Here is a 12,112-nt window from a genome sequence, read left to right as displayed (position 1 = left end):
GTGCGCTGATCAGGACTGGACGTATTAGCCGCGATAGCTCTGATGGATCAATAAGTAAGCCTGGTATCCATACTTTGCTTTCAGGACTCACTCTAAGGGAGCTTGCAATCGGGTCTTTCAGCTCTGTGGCGACTCAGGAATATGTGCCGCCTGGTCGCAGTATTCAAGCAGCAATTCGGTGAGCACCCTTATCTTTCGCGCAGGGTGCTGGCCTGGCGGTCGAACTACATAAGCGCCTGCTGGAGGCGGCGGATAATCCGTCATGATCGCTACAAGTGCGCCGCTCGCCAAATGCTCATGCGTGACCCAGTCAGGTAACCAGGCAATGCCGATGCCGGCCAAAGCTGCGGCCAGCAATGCGATGCCATTGTCGGCTTTGAACGTTCCCTGCGGGCGCACCGTAACCATCGTGTCACCATCCATGAATGACCACGATTCATTGCCTTGCATCAGTGCTTGGTGGCTGACGACTTCGTCGGGTGTTTCGGGCGCTCCATGCGCCTTGATATAGACGGGGCTTGCTACCAATTGGCCAAAGATCGGTCCGATACACCGGGCGATCATGTTGGAATCGGGCAGGTAGCCCACCCGTATCGCGCAGTCATACCCCTCGGCGATGAGGTCAACGAAACGATCGGTGTAGTTCGTTTGCACATGAAGCTGTGGGTGACGCCTGGCCATTTCCGCGAGGATCGGCGCGAAATGTATTGGCCCCAAAGTCAGGGGCGCGGCGATCCGCAGGCGGCCACAAAGCTCGCCGGAAGGCAAGATCGCATCGCGTGCCGACTCGGCCTCAGCGCATATTCTGGCGGCGTAGTCGCGGAAGGTCGCCCCAGCTTCGGTAAGGGCCGCACCGCGGGTGGTACGCGCCATCAGTTGCACGCCCAGCTCTGCTTCCAGGCGGGCAAGCCGGCGACTGACGATAGATTTCGACGTGCCCAGGCGCGTTGCCGCACGGGAAATGCCGCCGGCATCGGCCACTTCTACAAAGGTTTCAAGCTCTTCTATATCCATTTCCACGTTCCTTTTTTTGTCACGCAGCTACGCACGGAATGCGACTACCAGAACGTACATCTGAACTGCACATTACGGAGTTCGCGCCTTGGCGCCAATAGCGGTTCCCGGGGACGTCCTGATCTGTGCGTACATGGGGCCACTTTTCGAGCGGCCGGCAGTGCGTGCGAGTGTCGACAAGCTGCTACAGGATGTATTGCGGGGGCGTATACGGGTTGTCATTGAACGGGCCTTTACCCTATCGCAGGCTGCTGCGCATGACTTCGCGGAGCGAAGCAAACCGCTGGGGCGCGTCGTCATGAAGCCGTGAAGCCATCGCCAGAGAATGGCAGCAAAAACCGTGGCGTTCCTCATTGCGCGACACAGTTAGTCATTCGCTGCTACTACCCGAAGGTTTGAGGGCGCTGCACAGTGCATGAGGCATCGCCGCTCATAAGGCGCGCTGCACGGAAACTGATCCCGCAAATAAACGTGCCAACCCACGGCAACAAGAGGATGGATTAATGGCTTTTCGTAACGGTCTTGCTTCGCTTCTTCGTCCAGAAGACTCCGTACTTGTGTTGATCGACCACCAGCCTTTTCAACTCACCAATCTCAATAGCCACGATCCGCACGCAGCGGTCAACTGTGCGACAGCATTGGCGAAGGCTGCGAAGGCGTTTAACGTCCCGACCATTCTGACCAGTGTGATTGCCGAGCGTGGCGGTTGGATCTTTCCGCAAATCACCGACGTTTTCCCCGGTCAGGAGGTGATTGACCGAACGCTCATCAATACTTGGGAAGACAAGAAAGTAGTGGACGCGGTCAAGGCAACAGGCCGCAAGCAATTGGTCCTGGCTGGCCTGTGGACTGAGGTCTGCGTCGCCATGCCAGCGATTCAAGCACTAGGCGAGGGCTGGGACGTTACCGTGGTCACCGACGCGTGCGGTGGCGTTTCGGTCGAAGCCCATCAAGTCGCCATCCAACGCATGGTCGGCGCCGGGGCAAATGTCATGACCTGGTTGGCAGTCATGGCTGAATGGCAACGCGACTGGGCACGCCTCGATACGGCAGGCGCTGTAACCGATGTGCTTCTCCAGCATGCTGCAGGTAGCGGCATTGCTTATCTGTGGGAGCAGCAATTGCTCGACACGCCGGTACCCGCTGAAGGTTGATCAGCACGGGAGTGAGGGGCCAGTGAAGTACCGCTTTGCCAGGGAGGCGCCCCATTCCCGCGTTCATCGACGGCCGATACTGAAGGCGTGCATTCGCAATCTGCTGGGATATTGCGAATGACCAATACCTAGTCCAACACAGCACATGGCCGGCTCGGGCCAGATCACCAACATTAAGCCTGGCTGACTTTGGCGCTTGGTAACTGCCTTCATCTGCCCGCGAAGCCCGTGCACCGTCATGTCTTTGCATCGGGAGGCCCGCTGGCTCTGCGTAGCAATGCACTAAAATCCCTTCATATCGCGATCGATTGTTTCGGTGCTTTCACTCGGCGCCACAGCTTGATCAAGACCGCTCAAAACAATAATCGAGGTCTCTCTCAATGGCTGTCAGTTACAACCCTGAGCTCCACTATTCCGGCTTTCACGACCTGAGCGACCAGGTTCGTTTTCAAAGCACGGAAGGCAAGATCTGGTTTGGCGAGCAGCGCATGTTGTTGATGCAGGTATCGGCGATGGCTAATTTTCGCCGTGAACTCATCAATAGCCTCGGCGTCGACCGCGCCAAGGGGTTCTTCTTGCGCCTTGGCTACCAGTCTGGACTCAAGGATGCGGAAATGGCCCGCAAGCTCAGACCAGACAGTCCGCAGTTGCAGATGTTTCTGGTCGGCCCGCAACTGCATTCCCTCAAAGGTATGGTCAATGCGAAACCCATTCAGTTAGAGCTGGATCAGGAGAGCGGCCATTTTTATTGCGAGCTCGAATGGATTGACTCCTTTGAGGTCGAGACTTGCCTGACTGAAGTCGGCCTGATGGAGGAACCAGTCTGTTGGTCTTTGTTGGGCTACGCCTGTGCGTACAGTTCTTCATTCATGAAACGCGAAATCATCATCCAAGAAACGACCTGTCGCGGATGCGGGGATGAGCGCTGCATCATTATTGGTAAACCTGCCGAGGAATGGGAGAACGCCGCAGAATTCAGACAGTACTTTCAAGCCGACCCAATCATCGAGGAGCTGTATGAACTGCAATCACAGATCAGCTCTCTGCGTAGAAGCCTGGAGAAGCAGGAAGCTCAATTCTACGGAGTAGGGCGCTCGCCTGCCTATTTGAAGGTATGCAAGATGATCGACAAGGCTGCCAAAGGAAAAATTTCCGTCCTGCTGCTCGGAGAAACTGGCGTCGGCAAGGAGGTCATCGCACGGAGCGTGCATCTGCGCAGTGATCGCGCCGAGCAAGCGTTTGTCGCAGTGAACTGCGCTGCCATTCCTCAGGACCTGATTGAAGCCGAATTGTTTGGTGTTGAGAAAGGCGCTTTTACCGGCGCCAATCAAACCCGCCCAGGACGCTTTGAACGGGCCAACGGAGGGACGATTTTTCTAGACGAGGTGGTGGAGCTGACGCCCAGAGCGCAGGCGACATTACTTCGGGTACTGCAAGAGGGTGAACTGGAACGGGTAGGCGATTCCCGAACCCGCAAGATCAACGTGCGAGTCATCGCTGCTACCAATGAAAGCCTCGCCGACGCCGTCGAAGCGGGCCGGTTTCGCGCCGATCTTTATTACCGCTTGAATGTGTTTCCGGTGCAGATTCCCCCACTGCGCGAGCGGCTTGAAGATCTGCCACTGCTGGCCGAGCACTTTATAAGCAAATTTCACTTGCAATATCACAAGCGAACGCTGGGTTTATCAGACAAAGCTCTTGAATTGTGTCGCCGCTACGCCTGGCCGGGGAATATTCGCGAATTGGAAAATACGATTGAGCGTGGCGTCATCCTGACCGACAGCAACGAGACCATAGGCCAGGATGCACTCTTTGCAGTCTTCCCAAAAACAGACGATTCGCACGGTGATCGTCTCAACTCTGATGGCGCGTTAGTTCAGGCTGGCGGTGAAGAACCTTGTCCCGATTGGGTTACGCAGATCTTTGATAAAAACATCAGCCTGGATGCTGTGGAAGAACGGCTGATGCGCCGCGCCATGGAGCTTTCACACCAAAACGTCTCGCAAGCCGCTCGCATGCTCGGCTTGACCCGGCCGGCACTGGCCTATCGCCTGAAGAAAAGCGGCTTGTTGCATGACGAGAGTCTTGAGTGACTTTGCGTGGCCGCCTGGCGGTTCACCGTGGACCACGCTTGAGCTGGATTGATCAAATCAACAAAACCTCGCCGAGACTTCATCAAATGATCAAACAAGCCCTTCGATAAACTCCGAGCCCGATACTCGCGACATCACATTAAGTTATATGTCATTGATAAATATCGATTTATATAAGTTTTATAAAATTGGCATAGCCCTTGCTCCAGTACCAATTGTCGCTTTTCGACGCGTAGCAATTTGCAACATGGGTTGGATGACCGCGAATCGCAAAATCGTACTCATAAATGGAGAGTTCATGAATACTCGAAGCATCAAATTGATCACTGCAGCAATGGCGCTCGCCTCATGGTTAGTAACAATCACTCCAGCGTCGGCGCAGTCAGCTACTGAAGCGCAATCTGCTGCTTCACTAGCGGTTGTCGTGGAATTCCTGGCCAATACCGCACCCGACAAAGTCGAAGCCGCGGCAATGAGGTTGGCAGCTCCAGACGCCACCTATGTTTCTCTAAACTTTGACAATCCAGAACTCAGAAAAATCATGCCGTGGACCGGCACAAACAAAGGTCCCAAAGCCTTTAGCTCTTTGTTTTTGCAGGTCTCAAACTACTGGAAAATCGAAGACTTTACGATTACTACCAAAATCGCTTCCGGCGAAGATGTCGCGATTTTCGGTAAGTTCACCTACCGCTCCGTGGCGGTCGGACATCTGTTCACATCACCGTTTTCCATCCATGCGAAAGTTCAGGATGGAAAGATGACCTATTTCCAGTTCATGGAAGATACCTACGCGTCTGCCAGTTCGTTCCGGCAGTCCGGTTCATGGACCGTGAAGACATCCAAAGATGCACTTCCCTTCAAGGTGGGAGCGAATTAGCCGCAGATGATGTGCACTTGCAAAAGCAGCTTGGCAAGCGTTTTTCGGGCATTTAACTGAACCCCGCGAACGCGGCTGAACAATGCTGCATTCGTAAATTCACGGGGCTTTTCGGCACCCCTGAACTCGTCCGGAAAGTGGCTTTTAACCCTACCAGGACGGGTAGCGTTCTGCTTGCGCAGCCACGCATAACGCCGCTTTCGTATTGCTCTACTTACCAAAGGAAATGCGCCATGTCCAACAAGTACTTAGAAATACTGACCCCGCAAAACAGCCAAGTGATTTTCATCGACCACCAGCCCCAAATGGCCTTTGGTGTGCAGTCGATAGATCGGCAGGTGCTGAAAAATAATGTCGTGGGGTTGGCCAAGGCTGCCAAAGCGTTCGGCATACCTACCACCATCACGACTGTGGAAACCGAGGGTTTCTCTGGCAATACATACCCTGAGTTGCTAGCGGTATATCCGCAGAACAAAATCCTCGAACGTACTTCAATGAACTCCTGGGATGACCAAAACGTTCGTGATGCCCTGGCAGAGTCCGCCATTGCCGGCCGTAAGAAGATCGTCGTATCCGGCCTGTGGACCGAGGTCTGCAACACGACCTTCGCACTGTCCTGCCTGCGCGATACAGACTATGAAATCTATATGGTTGCCGACGCCTCGGGTGGCACCTCGATCGACGCGCACAACTACGCCATGGACCGCATGATTCAGGCCGGTATCGTACCGGTTACCTGGCAGCAGGTGCTGCTCGAATGGCAGCGGGATTGGGCGCGCAAGGAGACCTATGAAGCCGTGATGGGGATCGTGCAGGAACATTCCGGCGCCTACGGGATGGGTGTGGATTATGCCTACACCATGGTGCATAAGGCGCCTGAGCGGGTGCAACACGGCGAGCACATCGGTCCAAACCCTGCTAAATAAATCCGTTATGCAAGAGCTGTCGCGCAGCGCTGACGCGATAGCTCCACCCATCGGCGTTATTGTCCAAAACACGAGGTGGAGCATGAGGATGTATGCAGTCTAAAACGTCCAGTCAGACGTGAGTAACCGGTTCTCAAGGTTCGCTATTCCCTGAAGGCCCTGGAAACGGGCTTTATATCTGTGAGGCCTCTACCTATGACATCGCGCCGAAAACTTCTCCAGGCCGCCTCCACCTTAGCGTTAGGGGGTGTCTTTGGACGCAGCGCTTTTTCCGAAACTCTAAGTAGGGAAGGGCCGAATATGACCGATTCCATTCCGGACATCATTTTCCACAATGGCGAGATCACTACACTGGATCGCGCCAACCCAGTCGCCCACGCCGTTGCAATCAAAGACGGCAAGTTTCTGGCTGTAGGGTCAGACCAGGAAGTCCTGGCGCTGGCTGGCTCAGCCACAAAAGTTGTCGACCTCAAGCGCCGTTGTGTGCTCCCTGGCTTAGTCGATAACCATACCCACATGGTCCGCGGCGGCCTTAACTACAATCTGGAATTGCGCTGGGACGGTGTGCGTTCACTGGCTGACGCCATGGACATGCTCAAGCGCCAAGTGGCTAACACACCAGCACCGCAGTGGGTTCGCGTGGTAGGTGGCTTCACTGAACACCAGTTCGCTGAAAAGCGTTTGCCAACCATAGCCGAGATCAATGCGATCGCGCCCGATACACCTGTATTTCTTCTGCATCTCTATGACCGGGCCTTGCTCAATGGTGCGGCCTTGCGCGCGGTCGGCTACACCCGAGATACCCCCGAGCCACCAGGCGGGAAAATTTACCGCGATGCCAATGGTGCGCCTACGGGCCTGCTGTTGGCCACGCCCAACGCGACGATCCTTTACGCCACGTTGGCCAAGGGACCGAAGTTGCCCTTCGACTATCAGGTCAACTCCACTCGCCATTTCATGCGCGAGCTCAATCGCTTGGGTGTGACAGGGGTTATTGATGCGGGCGGCGGTTTCCAAAACTATCCCGACGATTACGCAGTGATCCAGAAGTTGGACAACGATGGGCAAATGACGGTCAGGTTGGCTTACAACCTGTTCACTCAGAAACCCAAGGAAGAGAAGGAGGACTTCCTCAAGTGGACCTCCAGCGTTAAGTACAAGCAAGGAAACGACTACTTCCGTCACAACGGCGCGGGCGAAATGTTGGTGTTTTCCGCTGCCGACTTCGAAGATTTTCGCCAGCCGCGACCGGACCTGCAGCCCGAGATGGAGGGAGAACTGGAGGAAGTTGTGCGCATCCTCGCAGAGAACCGATGGCCGTGGCGGTTGCATGCCACCTACGACGAAACCATTACCCGAGCGCTGGATGTATTTGAGAAGGTCAACGAGGACATCCCCCTCGCTGGCATCAATTGGTTCTTTGATCATGCCGAAACCATCTCGGACAAATCGATCGACCGTATCGCCGCGCTCGGCGGTGGCATCGCTGTACAACATCGTATGGCTTATCAGGGGGAGTACTTCGTCGAGCGCTACGGCGCCCGTGCGGCGCAAGCGACCCCGCCCGTAGCGCGCATACTGGAAAAAGGGGTGAAAGTGTCTGCAGGCACCGATGCCACCCGGGTTGCCTCCTACAACCCCTGGGTTTCGCTATCCTGGATGGTAACCGGTAAAACGGTGGGCGGTCTGAATCTGTACCCTCAACGAAACCTGCTTGATCGCGAAGCGGCGTTGCGGATGTGGACAGAGAATGTCGCCTGGTTTTCTAACGAAGAGGGCAAACGTGGTCGCATCCAGACCGGTCACTTTGCTGACCTGATTGTGCCAAGTAAGGACTACTTCTCTGTGCCTGAAGACGAGATTTCATTTCTTACCGCCGATATGACCGTGGTTGGCGGGCGCGTGGTTTACGGGGCCGGCCAATTCGCCAGGTTTGACGACAACCCGCTACCGCCCGCCATGCCTGACTGGTCGCCGACGCGTACCTTTAAAGGTTATGGCGCTTGGGGAGACCCAGACGGAGCAGGCAGAAACTCGCTGGCTCCGCTGCGCGCCCAAGTCGCGGCCTCGTGCGGCTGCGCAAGCTTTTGCGGCCTGCACGGTCACGATCATGCCGGTGCATGGGGATCCAATGCTCCAGTATCGGACCCCCGAAGTTTTTTTGGTGCCTTGGGCTGCTCCTGTTGGGCCGTGTAGAAATGGGCCGGTGATCGATCAGCTATCCTATGAGGGTCATCGGCCATTACTCCTGCACTGCCAGCGCGTCAATCAATTCTTGGGTGGTCACGATTGAATGAGCGAAGGTCGGCCCGTTCAACTCGTGGGGTGCTACGTGTTTGACGCTTTTGGCTGGGAGAATGGCGGCGAGGACGTTGCGGACCATTGCGCACGCTTTTGGCCGAGTGCGCTCTAAAGAGATTACAAGGAACTATGCAGCCACAAACTCGATCACCGTCTTGCCCTTGCCCTTGCCCTTGCCCTTGCCGCGGCCTTCGGCGACTTGGCGAAATGCCTCGTTGACGTCTTGCGGCGCAAAGTGCTGTTGATCCACGCGGATTGTCAGTTGACCCGCATTGGCCAGCGCAGCGGCCTCGCGCAGGATAGCGCCGTGGTGTTCGCGTCCTTTGCCGGTGAGCAGTGGCGCCAGGGTGAAGACGCCCGAGTAGGTGGCACTTTTGAACGACAACGGTGCCAGGCTGTGCTGGCCCCAGCCCAGGCAGCTCAGCACGTGCCCGGTATAGGCTTTCACGGCTTTGAATGATGCATCCAGCGTGCTGCCGCCGACGGTGTCGTAGACAATGTCGAACCCTTCACCGGCGGTGTAGTGCTCGACATAATCCTCAACGCTCTGTGCCTGATAGTCGATCGCTGTAGCCCCCAGCGAGCGTATGAAGTCGAGACTGCCCGCCGAACCGGTGGCGTAGACATCGGCACCGCGTGCCTTGGCCAGTTGCACAGCCACTTGGCCGACCCCACCCGCGCCCCCATGAATCAGGACACGCTGACCAGAGCGGACATTGGCGTGATCGACCAGACCTTCCCACGCGGTGATGAATACCAAAGGCAATGCAGCCGCCTCACGCATGCTGAGGGTGTGTGGCTTGACCGCGATCAGGCGGGCATCCACGGCAATGTACTCGGCCATGGTGCCTTGGGCACCGCCGATCCCGCCGGGCATGCCGAAGACTTCCTGGCCCGGGGTGAACCCGTCGACCGCTTCGCCCGTTTCGACCACCGTACCGGCAAGATCAAGGCCGAGCACGGCCGGCAGCGTTTGGCGGGCGTGAGCCCCTGCGCCGGCGGCAATTTTGGTATCGAGCGGATTGACCCCTGCGGCGTGAACCTTGACCAGGACTTGCCCCTTACCGGCAACAGGGCGATCGATGTGACGGATGGCCAGAGGGGATTGAGCGGACTCGGCGATGGCGGCAAGCATGGAATGTTTCATGGCGGGAACCTGTGTTGGGATGGACGCTTACAGATTGCCGCGCTTTAATCATTCCGATAAGAAACCCAATTTGCATATGACTTATTCCGCAAAGAGAACCAATCGTCGATGGATCTGTTCGACAGCATGCATGTCTTTGTCCGCGTCGTGGAGCGCGGGTCCTTCTCGGCGGTCGCCCGTGAACTGAACATGGGGCAGCCGGCGGTGAGTAAGCAAGTGCGCGCGCTGGAGCAATATCTGGGTGGGCCACTGTTCGCACGCAGCACTCGGCACCTGGCCCTGACCGACCAAGGTCAACGCTTCTACGACCACTGCCAGGAAATCCTCGGCCACGTCGAAACTGCCACGCGAAGCTTCACCAGTGGCCAGGAGCAGATTGCCGGCCCTTTACGAGTCGCCGCCCCGGTCAGTTATGGAAGGTTATGCATCGCACCGCTCATAGGGATTTTCCTGCAACGCCATCCTGACGTTCGGATTGACCTGCGGCTGAGTGACCACAATGAAGACCTGCTCAAGGAAAACATCGATCTGGCGATCCGCATTGGCGTAGTGAAGAGCGAGGGATTGGTGGCACTACCACTGGGCAATAGCCCACGGCGTGTCTATGCGGCGCCCGGTTATCTTGATCTACACGGCGTGCCACGTGAGCCCAGCGAACTGTCAGGTCACAACTGCATCGGCTTCACGTTGCTGGAGCATTACGACCGTTGGCACTTTACGCACCTCGGCCAGGCGTTCGATGTAGGTATTCAGGGCAACGTCACCAGCAACAGCAGCGAGGCCATCCGCGAAATGGTGCTCTCCGGCCTGGGTATTTCCCTCTCACCGCAATGGCTGTTCACAGCTGACGTCGAGCAGGGCAGGGTGAGTACCGTACTCGACAACTATCAGACCAGCGCGCTGCCTGTCAGCGCCGTACTCAGCCGCGAGCGACGACGTTCAGCGCGGACGATGGCGTTCATCGATTTTTTACGCGAGCAATTGTTGTAGCAGCGCCTTGTGATACGCCGTCCGCTGCTTTCTTCTCCGGGACCCTGAAACTGTCTGGTGACAGTCCCAAGTCGATGACTGCCGTAGTTTTCCATCTACCAGACATTTGATGCGGCCGAGTATTGGCACGGCAGCACGTGCCGGGGAGATCAGCTCATGAGCGTACGCCTGCGGCCTGCTGCAACCGCCGCACCGCGTCCCGGGCCTGGGCGCCGAGTTCGGCCAGGTCGAAGTCAGGCAATTGGTCGTCGTGTACGGTCAACCGGCCACCGACCAGCAAGGCGCGCAAGGTCGGGCGTCCTCCGCCCACCACCGGCCCGATCGCCGGGTCATGCAGGCCGAAGTATCGCGGCTGGTCCAGCCGGTAGATCGCCAGGTCGGCCGCCATGCCCACTTGCACGCTGCCCACGGCGTCCAGCCCCAGCACCCGAGCCCCGCCAGACGTACCCCAGCGCACCACGTCTTCCACCGTGGCCGCGCTGGCACCGCCTTCCTCGTCACCGCCGGCATAACGCGGGCGGGCCCGTTCGCCAAGTCTGGCCCGTTGCATCAGCCAGGCGGCGTGGGTTTCGCTGATCATGTCGCAGGCCTCGTTGGAGGCGGCGCCATCCACGCCAATCGACACCGGCATTCCCGCAGCCTCCATGGCCACCACATCGGCAATGCCACTGCCCAGGCGGCCATTGCTTTGCGGGCAATGCGCAATGCCCGTACCGCTGGCCCCGAGCATGCGGATTTCCTCGGCGTCGAGTTTCACCAAATGCGCGAACCACACGTCCGGCCCCAGCCACTCGTGCTCGGCACAGAACGCCACTGGCGACATGCCGTGGCGTTGCTGCACCTCATTTTGATATTCGACGGTTTCGCTCAGATGGCTGTGCAGGCGAATGCCCAGTCGCCGTGCGACCCGGGCGGTTTCGCGCAGGTGTTCGGCAGGCATGGAGTAGGGCGGGCTGGTAGGCGCCATCACCACCCGCCGCCAGGCATCGGCGGCCGGGTCGTGGTAGCGCCGCACCAGACGCTCGACGTCGTCCAGGTATTGCTCCAGGGTCTCCGGCCCGGCCATGGACTTGCCTTCGGCTTGCCGTGCTTGCGTGGCGCCGCCACGGCAGAGGACAAACCGCAGCCCCAGCCGTTCGGCTTCCTCGAACAGCACCTCGGCACTGTCAAAGTCCATGCCCGGCAAGTACAGGTAATGATGGTCTGCGACGGTGGCGCAGCCGGATCGTGCCAATTCGACCAGGCCAATGCGCGCGGCGAGGCGAAAGCTGTGCTCGTCAAACGCGCCGCGATAGCGATAGGGCACGGCACCCAGCCAGGCTCCCAGACTCTGGTCGATACCTGCGGGAATGCCTTTGAGCAGCGACTGAAACAGGTGATGGTGGGTATTGACCCACGCCGGGTAGACCACGCAATCGGTGGCATCCAGCACTCGCTCGCCGGGCTGGGGTTGCAGGGCGCCGATGGCGCTGATGCGGCCGTCGACGATACGGATATCAGGCCCGGCGTGGCGCGCCGCCGCACCGGACAAGCCGGTGAGGATGGCGCTGGCGTTATGTACCAGCCAGCTATTTTGAATCTTCATGTGAGGCTCCATACGCCGCATCTGC

The 12,112-nt window shown here is 57.8% G+C and carries 9 protein-coding genes and 1 pseudogene; 6 read left to right on the top strand and 4 right to left on the bottom strand.

Going from position 1 to position 12,112, the window contains the following annotated elements; genetic code table 11:
* Positions 1 to 117: 117 nt before the first annotated feature.
* Positions 118 to 1,014, bottom strand: coding sequence for a LysR family transcriptional regulator (locus D8U82_RS16860; protein ID WP_130902573.1), 897 nt, complete (start codon positions 1,012 to 1,014; stop codon positions 118 to 120).
* A 503-nt stretch (positions 1,015 to 1,517) separates the two neighbouring features.
* On the opposite strand from D8U82_RS16860, the gene D8U82_RS16855 reads away from it, so the two are divergent.
* The 5 genes from D8U82_RS16855 to D8U82_RS16835 all read left to right on the top strand — a co-directional run bounded on the left by D8U82_RS16855 (position 1,518) and on the right by D8U82_RS16835 (position 8,260).
* A complete protein-coding gene (locus D8U82_RS16855; protein ID WP_071172471.1) occupies positions 1,518 to 2,168 on the top strand; it encodes a hydrolase in 651 nt (216 codons plus the stop codon).
* A 380-nt stretch (positions 2,169 to 2,548) separates the two neighbouring features.
* The gene (locus D8U82_RS16850) at positions 2,549 to 4,261 is read left to right on the top strand and encodes a sigma-54-dependent Fis family transcriptional regulator (RefSeq protein WP_071172470.1); all 1,713 of its coding nucleotides are present in this window, start codon (positions 2,549 to 2,551) and stop codon (positions 4,259 to 4,261) included.
* Positions 4,262 to 4,559: 298 nt separating this feature from the next.
* Entirely contained in the window at positions 4,560 to 5,138 is a 579-nt protein-coding gene (locus tag D8U82_RS16845) for a nuclear transport factor 2 family protein (RefSeq protein ID WP_016774755.1), read from the top strand.
* 233 nt (positions 5,139 to 5,371) lie between these two features.
* Positions 5,372 to 6,064, top strand: coding sequence for a hydrolase (locus tag D8U82_RS16840; protein ID WP_071172469.1), 693 nt, complete (start codon positions 5,372 to 5,374; stop codon positions 6,062 to 6,064).
* 300 nt (positions 6,065 to 6,364) lie between these two features.
* On the top strand, positions 6,365 to 8,260 hold the full coding sequence (locus D8U82_RS16835) for an amidohydrolase (protein WP_223631322.1): 1,896 nt from the start codon (positions 6,365 to 6,367) through the stop codon (positions 8,258 to 8,260).
* A 46-nt stretch (positions 8,261 to 8,306) separates the two neighbouring features.
* Here the strand turns inward: D8U82_RS16835 and D8U82_RS28495 are convergent.
* Together D8U82_RS28495 and D8U82_RS16830 are read right to left on the bottom strand one after the other, a co-directional pair.
* Positions 8,307 to 8,447, bottom strand: a pseudogene (locus tag D8U82_RS28495) (cysteine hydrolase); the annotation flags it as partial.
* A 45-nt stretch (positions 8,448 to 8,492) separates the two neighbouring features.
* Positions 8,493 to 9,512, bottom strand: a complete 1,020-nt coding sequence (locus tag D8U82_RS16830; protein WP_130902572.1) for a zinc-dependent alcohol dehydrogenase family protein — start codon at positions 9,510 to 9,512, stop codon at positions 8,493 to 8,495.
* Positions 9,513 to 9,620: 108 nt separating this feature from the next.
* Here D8U82_RS16830 and D8U82_RS16825 point away from each other — a divergent pair, with 108 nt between their 5' ends.
* A complete protein-coding gene (locus D8U82_RS16825; protein WP_130902571.1) occupies positions 9,621 to 10,502 on the top strand; it encodes a LysR family transcriptional regulator in 882 nt (293 codons plus the stop codon).
* 154 nt (positions 10,503 to 10,656) lie between these two features.
* Here D8U82_RS16825 and D8U82_RS16820 read toward each other — a convergent pair whose 3' ends face one another.
* Positions 10,657 to 12,087 carry an amidohydrolase family protein gene (locus tag D8U82_RS16820; protein WP_130902570.1) on the bottom strand — a complete coding sequence of 477 codons (1,431 nt, stop codon included), beginning with the start codon at positions 12,085 to 12,087 and terminating at the stop codon, positions 10,657 to 10,659.
* Between the last annotated feature and the right edge of the window lie 25 nt (positions 12,088 to 12,112).

Origin of the sequence: Pseudomonas sp. Sample_23 (genome assembly GCF_004307595.1) — a bacterium.
Classification (GTDB): Bacteria; Pseudomonadota; Gammaproteobacteria; order Pseudomonadales; family Pseudomonadaceae; genus Aquipseudomonas; species Aquipseudomonas atacamensis.
Note: the sequence above shows the minus strand (reverse complement) of the source record. Positions and strands in the feature narration are given on the sequence as shown.